This is a genomic window from Gemmiger formicilis, assembly GCF_018784445.1.
GTDB lineage: Bacteria > Bacillota > Clostridia > Oscillospirales > Ruminococcaceae > Gemmiger.
In genome coordinates, this window is record NZ_WQOH01000005.1 from 44,488 (window position 1) to 59,979 (window position 15,492).

Consider the following 15,492-nt stretch of genomic DNA (forward strand, 5'->3'; position numbering starts at 1 on the left):
ATACTTATCCTCGTTATTTTTCTGCCGGATCGATCTGCACGTAAGCACGGTTTTCTTCCCGCAGGGCTGTCTGCATCAGGGCATTGGCATCCTCGGCGGTCAGCTCGGCCAGCGCGGCGATCTCATCGGCCAGCGTACGGCCCTTCAGGCAGGCAGCGGCCGCTTCCTCGGCGGCATCGTCCACGGCTTCCACGTCGCCCAACAGCTCGCCGTACATCTGGTTTTTCACCAGCATAAAGACCTCGGGGTCCACACCCTCGCGGCGCATCCGCTCGATTTCCTCTTGCAGCAGATCCATGACCTGGCGCGGGGTGTCGCTCTCGCCGGTAAAGGCCACGGCGCAGGCGCCGCGCACCGCGATAAAGTCACCGGAGAACTCGGGGTTGACCAGCGCTTCATCATACAGGCGGCGGTAGAGCTTCGTCAAGCCGCCGACAACCAGATCGCCCAGCATATCCAGCAGCAGTTCCCGCTTCAAATCGCCCGGGACCAGCGGCTCCTCACGGTAGGCCACGCCGAAGCAGGGCTTCGTGACCGGCATTGTGAAGAGCGCCTCTTTGTGGGGCAGCGGGCCGTCCTGGGCGGGAATGTCCCACTCGACCTCGTGCGGGGCGCGGGCACGGTAGAGGCCGTTGCGCTTGCAGGCGTCAACAGCCTGGGCCAGCGTGATTTTGCCCGCGACGCTCAGCACCATGTTGGACGGCGCGTAGAACGCCTTGGTGCAGTTGTAGAGCATCTGGGGCGTCAACTCGGCAATGCTCTCCACCGTGCCGGCGATATCGTCCCGCAGCGGGTGGTCGGCGTACAGGCAGCGGAACAGTGCGTTCAGCAGCCGCCAGTCGGGGCTGTCGTCGTACATCTTGATTTCCTGGCCGATGATGCCCTGCTCCTTGGCGATGGTGGCCTTGGTAAACCACGGCTTGCCGACCATGCCAAGCAAAATGTCAAGGTTTTCGTCGATCTTCTGCGTGGCGGAGAAGAGATAGCAGGTGCGGTCATAGCTGGTAAAGGCGTTGGCCGACGCGCCGGTCTTGGCGTAGAAGGTGAAGGAGTCGCCCTTGGGCGTCTCGCACATTTTGTGCTCAAGGAAGTGCGCCGTACCGGCGGGCAGCGTGACCTGCTTGCCATCCAGCTTAAACGCGCGGTGAATCGAGCCAAAGCCTGTTGCATAGATGGCATGGACGCTGCTGTACCCGGGCATCGTGCGGCAGAGCACGGTCAGGCCGCTGGGCAGCACAACGCTCTCACAGTTGACGGCGGCAGCGGCGCAGGCCTGGGCGGCGGCAAAGTTTTTGTGGTCGTTATTCAACATCTTCACTGCCCCCTTTCCCCTGGGTACCCGGCTCGGCGGTCACGGCGTAGCAGACGGAATAGCTGTAACTTTGCAGCGTCTGGCGCACCTCGTCCAGCGTCACGGCGCTGGTCAGAACCTTGCCGTACTCGGGCGGATAGAGCGGTTCGCCGCGGGTGATCTGGCCATAGTACCAGTTTTCCAGCGCGGCCAGGCTGTCGCCCAGGGCGTCCATGCTAGAAAGCAGGCCGCGGCAGCAGTCGTCCACTTCCTCCTGGGTGATGGGGCCGTTTTTCAGCCCCTCCAACTCGGCAATGATGGCGGCCTCAGCCTGCTGCTCCTTGCCCGGCTCAACACCGGAGTCGATCATCATAACGCCGGTGGCCCGCTGGGCGGCGCTGCCGCAGTAGTAGCACAGGGACTGCTTCTCGCGCACGTTGCGGAACAGGCGACTGGTGGCGGAGCCGCCCAGCACGCTCATCGCCACGCGCAAGATGCTGACACTGGGCGGGTTGGGGTGTTCCTCGCCGGTGGTAAACAGCATACACAGCTTGGCCTGGGTCAGGCCGGGGACTTCCTCTTTAAAATGGCGCAGCGGCGTGGCGGGCATGGCGATGGGCGCAGCGAAGGGGTGCGGGTCACGGCGGATGCCATCCAGCTTTTTCAGCAGCATATCGGCCACGCGGTCCTCGTCCACGCCCTGCACCATCACGTCAATGTACGCGGTGGAAAGGATGCGGTCATACTCGGCCTTGAGGCTTTGCGGCGTGACGTTGACCAGCTCGCCGGGGTAGCCGCCCAGCTCGATGCCCGCAGCGGTGTCGCCGTAGAACTTGCGGCGGGCCTGCCGCACGCAGTAGAGCCGCTTTGAGTTGAACTCAGCTTCCAGGCGGCGGGCCTGGGTTTCGGTCTCGATGCGCACGGCCTCGGGGTCGAACGCGCTGTCCACAAGGTAGGGGTCAAAGATCGTGCCGAACACGATATCCGCGTAGGCGTCGGTCAGGTTCTCCCCCGCCAGGGCGTAGGCGTCCTTGATGCCGCAGATATCGGCGGACAGCACGCGGTCGGTGCCTGCGCTGGCAAGGTCGACGCCCAAATCAGCGCCGTACAGTTCGGCCAAACGGCGGGACAGGGCGGTCATATCGGGGCAGGCCGCATAGCCGCGCTCCAGCACGAGGGCCAGCACGGCGGCATCGGTGGCGGACTCCCGCCGGGCCGGAAAACGCAGATGCAGCGTGATACGGCAGCGGTTAAATTTCGCAGCGTCCAACGTCGTGATACAGACACCGGGCGCGAGTTGTTTACGTTCCAAATCGCTTTTCCTTTCAAACATCAATAGATATTGGTATTATACCGCTTTAACGGCATAAAGTAAACAAAAAACTTGCAACAGATACTATATATTGTTTATAATAGAGATTATGAAAGCCCTCTGGCCGCCGCGGCGGGGTGAGGGCACCCCGCCCTGCGCCCCCATGAAAAGGGGCATCCACCGTACACTTGCGGGCCGGGCATGCCCGGCCCCTACAAATCAATTTTATATAGGAGAGGTCATTTCTATGGATTGTTTCGCCCTGAAAGGCACCTTTATAGACACCCCCACCCCAGACGCACTGCGCGTGCGCGAGGGCTATCTGCTGTGCGAGAACGGCCTGTGCGCCGGGTTCAGCCGCACCGCGCCCGCCGGGGTGGAAATCCTTGACTACACCGGCCGCATCATCACGCCGGGCCTGGTCGACCTGCACCTGCACGCACCGCAGTACAGCTATTGCGGCACGGCCATGGACCTGGAACTGCTGGACTGGCTGCAGCAGTACACCTACCCCGAGGAAGCCCACTACGCCGACCCAGAGTACGCCAAGCTGGGCTACTCCTACTTTGTGCGCGATTTGAAAAACAGTGCCACGACCCGCGCGTGCATCTTTGCCACGCTGCACACTGACGCCACGCTGGAACTGATGCACCAGCTGAAAGACGCAGGCCTGTCAGCCTTTGTGGGCAAGCTGGCCATGGACCGCAACAGCCCCGACACCTACCGTGAGCCGAGCGCCGCCGCGGGCCTGGCCGAAACGCGCCGCTGGCTGGACACCTGCCGCACCGAAGGCAGCCTGCACGCAGGCCCGGTGCGCCCGATGCTGACCCCGCGCTTCACCCCCAGCACCGGCGACGAATACATGAAGGGCCTGGGCGAGCTGGCCGCCGAATATAGCGTACCTGCGCAAAGTCATCTCTCCGAGAACCCGGGCGAGATCGCATGGGTGGCCGAGCTTTGCCCCGACACAAAATTCTACGGCGAGAGTTACAGCCGGTTTGGCCTGTTCGGCAACAACGTGCCCACCGTGATGGCCCACTGCATCTACTCCCCTGACGCCGAGGCCGCGCTGATGAAGCGCAACCGTGTCATGATCGCCCACTGCCCCACCAGCAACGAGAACGTGATTGCGGGTATTGCCCCCGCCGCCAAGTACCTGCACGGCGGCTGGCGCATCGGCCTTGGCAGCGACGTGGCGGGCGGCCACACGCTGGACCTCTTCGCCGTGATGGCAGCGGCCGTGCAGGTCAGCAAGCTGCGCTGGCGGTACATCGACCAGAGCGAGAAACCGCTGACCATGACCGAGGCGCTGTATATGGCGACCGTAGGCGGCGGTGACTTCTGGGCCGATTTCGGCGAGAACGTCGGCCTGTTTGAGGACGGTTACGCCTTTGATGCGCTGGTTTTGGACGACGCCGCACTGAAAAATATGCGCACCTTCACCCCCGCCGAGCGCTTGGAGCGCTACGCCTACCTGGGCAGAGGTGCGCTGACCGCAAAGTTTGCGCAGGGCAAAAAGCTGCTGTAAACCTTTATACAACACCAACGGCCCCCATGCACCGCACTGTGCATGGGGGCCGACCCAATCCCTCTATATTGCTGAAAAAACTTAGTTGATGAATGCGTCGTGGATGGCGGCGACGGCCTTGTCGGCGTCGGCTTCATCGATGATGACGCTGATCTTGATTTCGCTGGTGGAAATCATCTTGATGTTGATATTCTGGTTGAACAGGGCCTCGAACATCGTGGAGGCCACGCCGGAGTGGCTCTGCATACCTGCGCCGACGATGGAGACCTTCGCGCAGGTCTTGTCGACGGTGATGTCGCCGCCGCCGATGCGGCTGGTGGCGTTTTTCAACGCAGACACAGCGTTTTCGGCGTCGCCCAGGGGCACGGTAAAGCTCATATCCTTCTTGCCGTCGCGGCCGGTGGTCTGCAGAATGATATCCACGTTGATGTTCTTCTGGGCCAGCAGGCTGAAAATCTTAAACGACATACCGGGCACATCCGGCACATCCTTGACGGTCAAAACGGCGACGTCGGTGTCCTTTGCAACACCCTTGATGAGCATACCTTCCACTTTGGTTTCCTCCTTAACGATGGTGCCGGGCACCGGATTGATGCTGGAAATGACTTCCAGCTCGACATTGTACTTTTTGGCCAGCTCGACACTGCGGTTGTTCAGCACCTGTGCGCCCAGGGACGCCAGCTCGAGCATTTCGTCAAACGTGATCTCTTTCAGCTTGGTGGCCTTGGGGATCTTGCGCGGGTCGGCGGTGTAGACACCTTCGACGTCGGTGAAGATCTGGCAGCGGTCTGCATGCAGGGCAGCCGCCAGTGCCACGGCAGAGGTATCGCTGCCGCCGCGGCCCAGGGTCGTGATATCGTCAGAGCGGTTCAAGCCCTGGAAGCCCGCCACGACGACGACGCGGTTGCGGGCAAGCTCACTCTCGACACGCTCGGTGTCCAGCCGCTTGATGCGGGCCTTGGAGTAGGCGCGATCGGTGTTGAAGCCCGCCTGCCAGCCGGTCAGGCTGATGGCGGAGACGCCAAGTTCCTGCAAAGCCATCGTCAGCAGGGAAATCGAAATTTCCTCGCCTGCGGCCAGCAGCATATCCATCTCGCGGTGGGACGGGTCGGACGTAATTTCCGCCGCCTTGGTGATCAGGTCGTCGGTGGTGTCGCCCTGCGCCGAAACGACCACAACAACGTCGTGGCCGGCGTTGCGGGTGTTCATGACGATGCGCGCCACGTTGAAGATGCGGTCACGGTCTTTGACCGAGGAGCCGCCGAATTTTTGTACGATCAAGCCCATTGGTGTTATCCCTCTCCCCTATCTTAACTGACTACTGCGCCGACATTGTCGGCCAACAGACGATGCACGGTAAAATGATGCAGCGGGCCATCCGCCGCCAGCGCCGCCTCGGCGCGGGTGAAAAACTCGGTGTCGTCCTTGTGGACAACGGCCATGATGGTAGGCCCTGCGCCCGAGATATACACAGCCTGTGCGCCCAAATCCTGCGCCAGTTCAAAGATATCGTCGCCGCCTTCGATAAGCGGCAGGCGGTATTTCTGGTGCAGCACGTCCTTGGTCGCCACGCCCAGCAGCGCGTAGTTGCCCTCGCAGAAAGCCGCTGTTGCCAGCGCCGCGCGGGACAAATTGTAGACCGCGTCCTTATGGCTGACCATGGCAGGCAGCGCCGCACGCGCTTTGCTGGTCAACAGGCGGAAGTCCGGCACGAACGCCGCAAAGGCGAGTTCCGGGTCGATATCCTTTTTGACGCTGTATACCTGGCCTTCGTCGATAACGCTGGTGACAAAGCCGCCCAGCATGGCGGGCGCAACGTTGTCGGGGTGGCCCTCAATGGCCGTTGCCAGCGTCAGCATCTGGCGCTCGGTCAGTTTATCGCCCAGCAGGGCGTTGGCGCCCATGATGCCCGCCACGATGCAGGCCGAACTGGATCCCAAACCGCGGGCCATGGGGATATCGTTGCGCTGGGTGATGCGCAGACCTTTCAGCGGGATGCCCAGCTGGTCATAGACGACGCGGGCCGAGCGGTAGACCAGGTTGTTGCTGCCCGCCGGGACGTGGGTGCCATCGACGGACGAGATCTGGATGCGGTCGGATTCCTCAAACGTGAAAACGTTGTGCATCGAGACGGCCAACCCCAGCGAGTCAAACCCTGCGCCGACATTGGCGCTGGTGGCCGGGACTGTTACTGTTACCATATGCCCTGTCCCCTCTTACTCTTCCAGTTTTTTCATGGCCAGGGCGACCTTGCCGCCCAGCACCTCAATTTTCTTGGTGATCTCGGCCACATCGGCGGCAGTGGCCTTGTCGATGAGGTAAGCGGCCTCGCCGTTTTCCTCAAAGACTGTGTGGCCCGCACCGGCCACGCTGGGCAGCAGCGCCGCTGCAACACCGGTCACACGGATGTACCAAGGGTAGCTGTTCTTGTCCTCCAGCTGGCCCTCGGGCTTTTCGGCGGGTTTCCAAAACAGCGAGTCGTGGATCTTGACGCCCTCTTTCAGTGCATCGATGACGTCCGCCACCACGGCGCTGGCGGTGGGCAACTTGCCCGCGCCCTTGCCGTAGAACACGACATCGCCCAGCATATCGCCCTTCATCAGCACAGCATTGAACACATCGTCCACGCCCGCGAGCTGGTTCGCGTTGGAGACGAGCATCGGCTCCACGCCGGCGGCCATGTTTCCATCCTCGCCCTCGTCGTACCAGGCGATCAGCTTGATGGCGCTGTCCAACTTTTCAGCGGCCTTGATATCGGCGACCGTGATGTCGCGGATGCCGCGGGCCGGGATGTTATCCGGGTAAACGTGATGCCCGCAGGCCAGGCTGGCGAGAATCGCAATTTTGCGGCAGGCATCGCGGCCGTCCACATCGTCGCCGGGATCCTTCGTCTCGGCATAGCCGAGCTGCTGGGCGATTTTGAGCGCAGCGTCAAAGCCCATGTTCTCCCGCTTCATCTTGGTCAGCATGAAGTTCGTGGTGCCGTTGACGATGCCGCGGATCTGGCTGATGTGGTTGGCGGCCAGGCACTGGTGCATCGGGGTGATGATGGGCGTGCCGCCGCCGACACTGGCCTCAAACAGGAAGGCCGCGTTGTGCGCTTTGGCAAGGGCCAGCAGCTCCGCGCCGTAGGTAGCGACCATTTCCTTATTAGAAGTGCAGACGCTGCGGCCGCTCTCCAAACACTGGCGCACATACGGATAGGCAAATCTGGTGCCGCCGATAGTCTCGACCACGACTTTGATCTCGGGGTCGTTCAAAATCGTGTCGATGGAGTTGGTAAAAAGTGCGGCGTCCGGGGAGGCGGAGAAATCCCGCACATCCAGGATGTATTTGACCTCGACCGGCTCACCGACGCGGCGGGCGATGGATGCCGCGTTGCGGCGGCAGACCTCCAGCACGCCGGAACCGACCGTGCCGAAGCCCATGATAGCAATTTTAGCCATTGGAATTTTCCCCCTGTATTCTTACACTCGGTATCTGTCCGTGAAGCCGCCTTGTAGGGGCCGGGCATACCCAGCCCTCGGCCTAAAGCCAGAAGGCATCTTGCGGGAAGGTCGCGGGCGAGGCATACCTTGCCCCTACCCTGCGGCCAAGAGAAGTTACGCCCCGCGGTGAATCTCCACCACGCAGGGCTGGTGGGACAGGCGGGTCAGCATCTCATCCACAGGCATCTGCATCGTGCCGGTGCGGACCGTGACCTCCACCTGGGCCGCGCCGTTCTCCGGGCGGGACTGGGTGATGGTCACGATGGACGCGCCCGCCGCCGAAATACCGGACAGCAGGCTTTGCAGTGCGCCGGTCTTATCCAGCAGCGTTGCCACCACCGTGATGGACTCGCGGCCGGTCTCGGCATCGAAAACGGTATCCTTATATTTATAGAATGCGCTGCGCGAAATGCCCGCCTGCTTGGCGGCGGCGGAGATGTTGCTCACCGCGCCGGAGGCCAGCAGTTCCTTGGCTTGCAGCACCTTGACAAAAACTTCCGGCAGAACCTCTGCATCTACCAGCAGAAAGCGCCTTTCGGCCATTGGTGTTTCCCCCTTGTGTACAAATGTTTCTCGATGTGTCCCATGATACCACGGCCCGGGGCCTGTTGCAAGCCTTTTTGAGCGGTTTTTGTGCAATTTGTCAAATTGCACAGCCCACAGGGCGGAAAAGTCAATATCTTTTGTGCGGGTACAACTGTATCTCATACAAAAACAAAACCACCTCAACCGTTTTGCGGTTGAGGTGGTTTGATAGAGAGGCTTCCCCCCAAGGGGGAAGCTGTCACCGAAGGTGACTGATGAGGGGCAGCTTTGCCTCTATTGCCCGGGAATGGGTCGCTGCGGCAAGCGCGCCCCTCATCCGGCGCTTCACGCCACCTTCCCCCAAGGGGGAAGGCTTTTATTCGGCACCTGCCGCGGCATCCGCAGCGGCCTGTGCCAGGGCGGCGTAGGGATCGTCCTCGGTCGAGACGACGTAGCTGCTGTCGGGCAGGTTATCCTCGGTGTAGTAACCCACCGCGCCGCCGCCAGAAACGATTGCGCCGGTGGAGGTGTCGAAGCGCTTCTCCACAACGTTCTCGCCTTTGGCGAACTCCTTGACCGGCAGGTCGGCCTGCAGATCCTCCATCAGATACTTCCAGGCGTACTGGATGGGGCTTGCGTTCTTGCCTGCCTTGCCCAGCGTGTCCATCTCGGTCGGGCGGTCACAGCCCCACCAGATGGCGGTCACGTAGTACGGCGTCAGGCCTGCGAAGGTGTAATCCTTGTAGTTGCTGGTCGTACCGGTCTTGGCCACGGAGTCCATCTCGCCGTCGGGACCCTTGCCGTAGGCAGTACCCTTGCTGCTGTGCAGGACGTTCCACATCATGCGGTTCATGATGTAGGCCGTGTCTGCGCTGATGGCCTGGGTGGTGTTGATATACTTGTTGTTGTCCAGGATCATGTTGCCCTGGTAATCGGTGATCTCGGTGTAGTAGTGCGGCGTGGTGAAGGTGCCGGTGTTGAACATCGTGTAGGCACCGGCCAGCTGTACGACCGTCAGGCCACTGCTCTGGGAACCCAGCACCAAGGGGCCGAGGTCCATATCGTTCTCGGCGTTGATATAGCTGCATTCCAGCGTGTCATGCACAAAGTTGTACAAGTAATCCACGCCGACCATATCGCCGACCCAGACAGCCACGGTGTTGTAGGACTGCTGCAGGGCGTCATAGACGAGCATCGGGTTGCCCTGGCCGCCTACACCGCCGTAGTTGGTCGGCCAGGCGCGCCAGACATCGCTGCGGGACTGGGCTGCCTCGGAATAGGGACTCATCACGCCGATATACTGATCCTTCAGGACCTTCTTGTCCTCCGCAGAGTAGTACGGGGCATCGAGGATCTGGGAAGAATAGTTGATGAGCTTGTAGTCCAGCGCCAGCGCGTAGGCACCGATGGGTTTCATCGTAGAACCGGTCTGGTGGGGAGAAGTCGCGCGGTTGAAGCCCAGGTCGTACTTCTTCTCGCCAATGCCGCCGCCGATGCCCAGGATGCTGCCGTCGTAGTCCAGCGTTGCCATTGCAGCCTGGGTGCGGACTTTCTCATACACGCAGAGGTAGACGGTGGTGTCGTTGGGGTAGTCGGGGTCGGTGGAGGTGCCCATCTTGAGGGTCGTGCCCTCCTCATCGGCGTAGATGGGGATAGCCTCTTGGCCGTAGACCGCATAGCCGTCCTTCGTGATGGGCAGACCGGTAGCCTCGTCGTACTGCACCTCGTCCCAACTGCTGGAATCCGCAGGATAATCGCGCAGGCAGACCGGCTCCTCATGCCACAGGGCAGGGATCAGGTCGTCCTCGTTGTACATCGTTTTCTCGATGCCCGCCTGCACGGTGGGGTCAACGGTGGAGTAAATGCGCAGACCACCGGAGAAGATCAGTTCCTTCGCCTCGTCGGCGGTGTAGTTCAGATCCTCCTGCAGCTGGCTCAGCAGCTCGGTGTAGAGCGCATCGGTGAACCAGGAGTTGCTGGAAGAACGGGTCGCGTTCTCGGTCGCGGCGGAGCTTTCCACCAGCGTGATGGTCTCGGCCTTCGCGGCTTCAAACTCAGCCTCGGTGATATACCCCTGGGACTGCATCTCGTACAGAACATGGTTGCGGCGCTTGATGAGTTCTTCAGGGTTGGTGGCAGGGTTGTACTTCGTCGGGTTCTTCGTGATAGAGGCCAGCACGGCGCACTCCGACAGGGTCAAGTCCTCGACATGCTTGCCGAAGTATTGCAGCGAGCCAGCCTCCATGCCGTGGACAATGCCGGTCAGCGGGATGGTGTTCAGGTACGCTTCAAGGACGGTCTCTTTGCTGTACTTGTTGTCCAGACCCAAGGCACGGAAGATCTCGCGCACCTTACGCATATTGTCCTGCTCGTTATCGCCGGTCAGGTTTTTGATCAGCTGCTGCTCCAGTGTGGAGGCGCCGCGGTTGGTGCCCCAGATGCGGTTGCCGGTGAAGGCGTTCAGCGCTGCGCCGATCGTACCCTTGAGGTTGATGCCGGGCTCGGTCCAGAAGTTCTTATCCTCGATGGCGACGACGGCGTTTTTCAGGTTGTCCGGCATGGCGGAAAGCTCGCGCCAGATGCGGTCCTCGCCGCGGGTCAGCTGGGCGTACTCGTCGCCGTAACGGTCGTAGATGATCGTCGTCTGCTTGTTTTTCTGGTTGTCCAGGTCAAGGGTCTCGGCGTCATCTGCCGTGACCTGCACGATATACATGGACAGCAGCACGCCGCCCACGCTGGCCGCCATGATGCACAGGCAGAGCATACAGCCGATGAAGCTGAAGATCATGCCGATGATGCTGCGGCGCTTTTTCGGTTTTTTCTGTTTTTTCGGTGCGGATGCGCCGGGCTGGCCGGTGGCACCTGCGGTGGTCTTTACGCCCTCGGTGGAGATATGGCGCTGCTGCTTGGGTTCTATGGGAACCGCCTCCTTTGGTCTGTATCAAAGCGCACGGCAAAGGCCGTAACACAGAATCGCACAATGTTATAGAATGAATTATACCACAAGTTGGGGCCAAAAGTACAGTATCGGACGTAAAATTCACAACTTTCGGTGTTTTTGTCTGCAATGGTGCCCATACTATCCACGCAAGGGGGAATTATTATGCAAAACAGACAAATCCGCATGGTGTATCTTTCGCTGCTGGCGGCAGCAGCGGTGCTTTGCATCGCGGCGGGGATGGTGTGGTTTCTGCGCGGGCAGCCCTCCCCTGCCCCGGCGCGCTACCTTTTAAAGGACAGCGGCGGCCATGTGGCGCTGTACACCGCCGACGGCACCGGCCCGCTGGCGATCTATGAGGATATTTACACCCACCTTCTGCCCGAAAGCGACGTGCTGGCCCTGCAGCAGGGCGTGCAGGTAGCGGATGAGGTGGAATTGCAGAGACGGTTAGAGGATTATGGGCTGTAAAAATCTTGCGTCTGCTCTGCTTTTATGCTATATTATAGGTAACTACCATAATATAAAAGGAGTTTACAGTATGACTGAACAGGAAATTCTGAACGCGGTACAGGATATTTTCCGCGATAATTTTGACGATGACACCCTTGAGATCACCCGCAGCACCTGCGCCGACGATATCGAGGACTGGGACAGCCTGGAGCAGATCAACCTGCTGACCGCCATCGAGAAGAAGTTCAACATCAAGTTCAAGCTGGCCGACGTCCGTGGCCTGAAGGACGTGGGCGACCTGCTGGACCTGGTTGCACGGATGGTGTAAATCTCAATATCGTTTTGGGGCGGCATCCTGCCGCCTTTTTTCAAATGCTTTTGCCAAAGGAGCCTGCCATGAACCACTACACGCTGGCGGAAATGACCCCCGGCCTGACCGAGGAGTTTACCGTGACCGTCACGCCGGAAATGATGGACGCCTTCCGCGCCATCACCGGGGACGTCTCCCCCATCCACATCGACGCTGACTATGCCAAGGGCCGCGGCTACCCCGGCCGCGTCGTCTATGGGATGCTGGGAGCGAGCTTTTTCTCCACGCTGGCGGGCGTCTACCTGCCCGGCGAGCACTGCCTGCTGCACGGCGTGGAGTGCAAGTTTGCCAAGCCCATTTTCATCGGCGACACGCTGACCATCAAGGGCACCGTCGTGAACGTCAGCGAAATCGGCAGCGAGGCCGAAATCAAGGCCGTCATCACCAACCAGGACGGCAAGCGCGTGACCCGCGGCATTATCAAGGCCGGGTTAGCGAAATAAAGAGGAGAAAAACCATGTCTTATACCTATCTTATCACCGGCGCTACCAGCGATGTGGGCCGCGCACTGATCGAGCGGCTGCTGACCGCCGCCCCCGACGCCACTGTGCTGGCCCAGGGCTGCGGCGACCTGGAAAAGCTGGCCGACCTTTGCGCCCGCTTTCCCGGCCAGGTGTGCCCCTTTGACGTTGACCTGTCCGACCGCGCCAAAGTCGATACCTTTGTGCAGGTGCTGGCGGCGTCTGCCCCCGCGCCGACGCATTTCATCCACCTGCCCGCACTGCCGGTCGTCAACGCCAAGTTCAAGGCCTTTGACCAGACCCGTTTTGACCGCGATTTGGAAATTCAGGTCCACAGCGCCGTGCGTATCTGCCGCGCCGTGCTGCCCGCCATGGCCAAGGCCAAGTTTGGCCGCGTGCTGTTCATCCAGACCAGCTATACCATCGGCTGCCCGCCCAAAAACACCGCCGCCTACGTCATGGCGAAAAGTGCCATCGGCGGGCTGGTCAAGAGCCTGGCCGTCGAGTACGCCCGCTTCGGCGTCACGGTCAACTGCGTGGCCCCCAGCATGATGGAGACGAATTTCTTAAAGGATACCCCTGACCTCATCGTGCAGGCCGCCGCCGAAGAAAACCCCATGGGCCGCAACGCGACGCCCGCCGATGTTGTCCCCGCCATGGCGTTCCTGCTCTCCGACGAGGCACGGTTCATCACCGGCGTAACGCTGCCGGTCACAGGAGGGTCTGCCATTGTCTGAGACAACTTTCCGGCTGGCACGCCTGGGTGAGGATACCGCCATCATTGACTTCATCAACGAAAATTTTGATATGCGTCTGCCGCTGCTCAATCGGCCCGAGCTGTTCCATCACTACTATGCCGGCCGCAGCGGCATCCCGCAGTTTGCCGTAGCGGAGGAGGACGGCCGGTACGTCAGCGCCGCTGGGTACATACTGGCCAACACCAAGCGCAAGCCTGATATCTGGGTCAGCGTCTGGGTGGCCGCCAAGGGCCACAACGGCGTCGGGCTGGAATTGATGAACGCCCTGCCCGGCCTACTGAACGCCGACGTGGTGGCCTGCAACAATATCCGCCCCAACACCTGCACGTTTTACCAGTTTTTGGGCTGGAAGGCCGAACGCCTGCCCCACTACTACCGCCTGGGCCGCCGCCGCGCCTACTATCTGGCAAAGCCGCTGCGGTATTCCCTGCCCCCTGTGCAGCGCGATTTAGGCCTTGCTAAGGTGGCGGACGCCGCCGACCTGATCTCGCTGGGGATGCCCGCCACGCCCCACACGCCCCGCAAGGATGTGTGGTATATGCGGCGGCGGTATTTCCACTACCCGCACTTCAAGTATGACGTCTGGGCCGCGCAGGAGAACGGCAAGCTGCTGGCCTACGTCGTGACCCGCACGGTGTCCGCCCAGGACACCGGCTGCGCCGCCGTCGTACGGCTGGTGGATTTCATCGGTGAGGACGCCGTGCTGCCCCGCCTGGGTGCCGCGCTGGACGCGATTTTAAACCACGCGGGTGCCGAGTACATGGACTGCTACAACGCCGGCATCCCCGCCGACGTCTGGCTTGCCGCCGGCTTCACCGAGCGCATCGAGGGCGACGGCTGCATCATCCCCAATTACCTGACCCCGCCCCTGCACGAGAACACCGAGTATTATTATTTCACGAATAAGCCCGAGAATTTCGTGATGTTCAAAGCGGACGGCGACCAAGATCGACCGAATTTGAAGTAAAAAAATGCACCGATGGCTTTTCCGGCTGGAAAGGCTATCGGTGTTTTTGATTTTATTTTAAATGCAAAATAAAAACCGCCAGACATCAAACGATATCTGGCGGTTTTCAGTCGGAGTGACGGGATTTGAACCCACGGCCTCTTGGTCCCGAACCAAGCGCGCTACCAACTGCGCTACACCCCGGAAAGAAAAACCGCAGCAGCTAAGCTGCTGCGGTGTGGTTGGGGATGAGAGGATCGAACTCCCACGGGCGGAGTCAGAGTCCGCTGCACTACCATTATGCGAATCCCCATCGGGTTTTGTTTTGGGCGTCTGCCCTCAACGCTCATATATTATAGCGTGCCCGGTGGGATTTGTCAACGCTTTTTTTGAAAAAACTCTCCTTTTTTTGCGAACTTTTTTATCTCTTCAAAAATTTTGCGATCCTGCGCTAAACTTCTGTCTCCCGCTCGCGGAAGATACGCGGGAAGATCTGCCCTTCGGCCAGCTGGGCGGTCATATCCTGCTGCGGTTTGGCAGCGGTTTGGGTTTGCATGGGGTTTCACACTTTCGGCCGATACCGTATGTCCGACACGGTGTAGACCGTGATGAAGGCCTGCGGATCCTCCTGGTTCATATAGTTCATCAATTTCTGGTATTCGTTCTTGTCCACGATGGTGATGATTTCCCGCCGCTTCTGCATATTGTAGGCACCGTAGGATTCATACACCGTCGCGCCGCTGTGCAGGTCGCTGAGGATGAAGCGGCGCAGCGCTTCCTCTTTTTCGGTGATGATGCAGACACGGCGCTTGATGTTGTGGTCAAAGATAAAGTGGTCCAGCACAAGGCCATTGAAATAGGTGCCTAAAATGCTTAACACCACGGTCTTTTTGTCGTAGACCAGCGCCGCCGAGAGCGCCACGCACATACCGGACAGCGACATGGCGCGGCCAAGCTCCATATGCAGGTACTTGTTCATGATCTTTGCCACGATATCCAGCCCGCCCGACGATGCGTTGCGGTTGAACAGGATGCTCAATCCCACGCTGACGACAAGGATATAGCACAGCACGTCCAGTTCCTGGCTGTCGGTCAGCGAGCCGATATCCGGGAAAAGCCGCTCAAACAGGGCGATGAACACCGGCAGCATGACGCTGGTGTAGACGGTCTTGACACCGAATTCCCGCCCGCAGGTGAAAAAGCCGATGATGAGCAGCACGACGTTCAAAATCATCGTGATGGCGGACAGTGGCAACGGCACAAAGTTTGCCAGCACAATGCCCAAGCCCGAAATACTGCTGACCGACGCATGGCTTGGCACGAGGAAGAAATACACGGCAGCCGCAATGATGGCTACACCCCCGGTCAGGATGGCGGCTTCTTTTACCAGAGCCGCAGTGTCGATTGTCTTTTTCATCGTGT

General features: G+C 60.3%; 15 protein-coding genes and 2 tRNA genes. 7 read left to right on the forward strand and 10 right to left on the reverse strand.

What is annotated here, in order from left to right; all coding sequences use genetic code 11:
• Positions 1 to 13: 13 nt before the first annotated feature.
• On the reverse strand, positions 14 to 1,312 hold the full coding sequence (gene yfmH / locus GPK89_RS03025) for an EF-P 5-aminopentanol modification-associated protein YfmH (protein WP_215691517.1): 1,299 nt from the start codon (positions 1,310 to 1,312) through the stop codon (positions 14 to 16).
• Entirely contained in the window at positions 1,302 to 2,603 is a 1,302-nt protein-coding gene (locus GPK89_RS03030; RefSeq protein ID WP_215691518.1) for a M16 family metallopeptidase, read from the reverse strand. Before GPK89_RS03030 ends, yfmH begins: the two co-directional genes overlap by 11 nt.
• Before the next feature lie 247 nt (positions 2,604 to 2,850).
• On the opposite strand from GPK89_RS03030, the gene GPK89_RS03035 reads away from it, so the two are divergent.
• On the forward strand, positions 2,851 to 4,131 hold the full coding sequence (locus GPK89_RS03035) for an amidohydrolase family protein (protein WP_215691519.1): 1,281 nt from the start codon (positions 2,851 to 2,853) through the stop codon (positions 4,129 to 4,131).
• Between the two features lie 81 nt (positions 4,132 to 4,212).
• On the opposite strand, the gene GPK89_RS03040 is transcribed toward GPK89_RS03035, so the two are convergent.
• The 5 genes from GPK89_RS03040 to GPK89_RS03060 all read right to left on the reverse strand — a co-directional run bounded on the left by GPK89_RS03040 (position 4,213) and on the right by GPK89_RS03060 (position 10,932).
• Positions 4,213 to 5,418: an aspartate kinase gene (locus GPK89_RS03040; RefSeq protein ID WP_215691520.1), complete on the reverse strand. Its 1,206-nt coding sequence runs from the start codon at positions 5,416 to 5,418 to the stop codon at positions 4,213 to 4,215.
• A gap of 23 nt (positions 5,419 to 5,441) precedes the next feature.
• A complete protein-coding gene (gene thrB / locus GPK89_RS03045; RefSeq protein ID WP_215691521.1) occupies positions 5,442 to 6,332 on the reverse strand; it encodes a homoserine kinase in 891 nt (296 codons plus the stop codon).
• A gap of 15 nt (positions 6,333 to 6,347) precedes the next feature.
• The gene (locus GPK89_RS03050; RefSeq protein ID WP_215691522.1) at positions 6,348 to 7,577 is read right to left on the reverse strand and encodes a homoserine dehydrogenase; all 1,230 of its coding nucleotides are present in this window, start codon (positions 7,575 to 7,577) and stop codon (positions 6,348 to 6,350) included.
• Between the two features lie 156 nt (positions 7,578 to 7,733).
• Entirely contained in the window at positions 7,734 to 8,162 is a 429-nt protein-coding gene (locus GPK89_RS03055) for an ACT domain-containing protein (protein WP_215691523.1), read from the reverse strand.
• A 358-nt stretch (positions 8,163 to 8,520) separates the two neighbouring features.
• Complete coding sequence (locus tag GPK89_RS03060) at positions 8,521 to 10,932, reverse strand: transglycosylase domain-containing protein (RefSeq protein ID WP_215691524.1); 2,412 nt, start codon at positions 10,930 to 10,932, stop codon at positions 8,521 to 8,523.
• Here GPK89_RS03060 and GPK89_RS03065 point away from each other — a divergent pair.
• The 6 genes from GPK89_RS03065 (at position 10,916) to GPK89_RS03090 (ending at position 14,091) form a co-directional block, all read left to right on the forward strand.
• Positions 10,916 to 11,110, forward strand: a complete 195-nt coding sequence (locus GPK89_RS03065; RefSeq protein WP_215691525.1) for a hypothetical protein — start codon at positions 10,916 to 10,918, stop codon at positions 11,108 to 11,110. The genes GPK89_RS03060 and GPK89_RS03065 overlap by 17 nt on opposite strands.
• Before the next feature lie 137 nt (positions 11,111 to 11,247).
• Positions 11,248 to 11,553: a hypothetical protein gene (locus tag GPK89_RS03070; protein ID WP_215691526.1), complete on the forward strand. Its 306-nt coding sequence runs from the start codon at positions 11,248 to 11,250 to the stop codon at positions 11,551 to 11,553.
• Between the two features lie 70 nt (positions 11,554 to 11,623).
• Entirely contained in the window at positions 11,624 to 11,863 is a 240-nt protein-coding gene (locus tag GPK89_RS03075; RefSeq protein ID WP_215691527.1) for an acyl carrier protein, read from the forward strand.
• Between the two features lie 68 nt (positions 11,864 to 11,931).
• The gene (locus GPK89_RS03080) at positions 11,932 to 12,348 is read left to right on the forward strand and encodes a MaoC family dehydratase (RefSeq protein ID WP_215691528.1); all 417 of its coding nucleotides are present in this window, start codon (positions 11,932 to 11,934) and stop codon (positions 12,346 to 12,348) included.
• A 14-nt stretch (positions 12,349 to 12,362) separates the two neighbouring features.
• On the forward strand, positions 12,363 to 13,103 hold the full coding sequence (locus GPK89_RS03085; RefSeq protein WP_215691529.1) for an SDR family NAD(P)-dependent oxidoreductase: 741 nt from the start codon (positions 12,363 to 12,365) through the stop codon (positions 13,101 to 13,103).
• Positions 13,096 to 14,091, forward strand: a complete 996-nt coding sequence (locus tag GPK89_RS03090; protein WP_215691530.1) for a hypothetical protein — start codon at positions 13,096 to 13,098, stop codon at positions 14,089 to 14,091. Before GPK89_RS03085 ends, GPK89_RS03090 begins: the two co-directional genes overlap by 8 nt.
• Before the next feature lie 110 nt (positions 14,092 to 14,201).
• On the opposite strand, the gene GPK89_RS03095 is transcribed toward GPK89_RS03090, so the two are convergent.
• From GPK89_RS03095 to GPK89_RS03105, 3 genes are all read right to left on the reverse strand, one after another.
• Positions 14,202 to 14,274: transfer RNA gene (locus GPK89_RS03095), tRNA-Pro, on the reverse strand.
• Positions 14,275 to 14,309: 35 nt separating this feature from the next.
• Positions 14,310 to 14,383, reverse strand: a tRNA-Gln gene (locus tag GPK89_RS03100).
• Positions 14,384 to 14,632: 249 nt separating this feature from the next.
• A complete protein-coding gene (locus GPK89_RS03105) occupies positions 14,633 to 15,487 on the reverse strand; it encodes a YitT family protein (RefSeq protein ID WP_215691531.1) in 855 nt (284 codons plus the stop codon).
• Positions 15,488 to 15,492: the final 5 nt, after the last annotated feature.

What these genes read in the sequence shown, in the direction of transcription:
- yfmH (WP_215691517.1), bottom strand. Translation starts at nt 1,312, where the DNA reads ATGTTGAATAACGACCACAAAAACTTTGCCGCCGCCCAGGCCTGCGCC.
- GPK89_RS03035 (WP_215691519.1), top strand. Translation starts at nt 2,851, where the DNA reads ATGGATTGTTTCGCCCTGAAAGGCACCTTTATAGACACCCCCACCCCA.
- GPK89_RS03040 (WP_215691520.1), bottom strand. Translation starts at nt 5,418, where the DNA reads ATGGGCTTGATCGTACAAAAATTCGGCGGCTCCTCGGTCAAAGACCGT.
- thrB (WP_215691521.1), bottom strand. Translation starts at nt 6,332, where the DNA reads ATGGTAACAGTAACAGTCCCGGCCACCAGCGCCAATGTCGGCGCAGGG.
- GPK89_RS03050 (WP_215691522.1), bottom strand. Translation starts at nt 7,577, where the DNA reads ATGGCTAAAATTGCTATCATGGGCTTCGGCACGGTCGGTTCCGGCGTG.
- GPK89_RS03055 (WP_215691523.1), bottom strand. Translation starts at nt 8,162, where the DNA reads ATGGCCGAAAGGCGCTTTCTGCTGGTAGATGCAGAGGTTCTGCCGGAA.
- GPK89_RS03065 (WP_215691525.1), top strand. Translation starts at nt 10,916, where the DNA reads ATGAAGCTGAAGATCATGCCGATGATGCTGCGGCGCTTTTTCGGTTTT.
- GPK89_RS03060 (WP_215691524.1), bottom strand. Translation starts at nt 10,932, where the DNA reads ATGATCTTCAGCTTCATCGGCTGTATGCTCTGCCTGTGCATCATGGCG.
- GPK89_RS03070 (WP_215691526.1), top strand. Translation starts at nt 11,248, where the DNA reads ATGCAAAACAGACAAATCCGCATGGTGTATCTTTCGCTGCTGGCGGCA.
- GPK89_RS03075 (WP_215691527.1), top strand. Translation starts at nt 11,624, where the DNA reads ATGACTGAACAGGAAATTCTGAACGCGGTACAGGATATTTTCCGCGAT.
- GPK89_RS03080 (WP_215691528.1), top strand. Translation starts at nt 11,932, where the DNA reads ATGAACCACTACACGCTGGCGGAAATGACCCCCGGCCTGACCGAGGAG.
- GPK89_RS03085 (WP_215691529.1), top strand. Translation starts at nt 12,363, where the DNA reads ATGTCTTATACCTATCTTATCACCGGCGCTACCAGCGATGTGGGCCGC.
- GPK89_RS03105 (WP_215691531.1), bottom strand. Translation starts at nt 15,487, where the DNA reads ATGAAAAAGACAATCGACACTGCGGCTCTGGTAAAAGAAGCCGCCATC.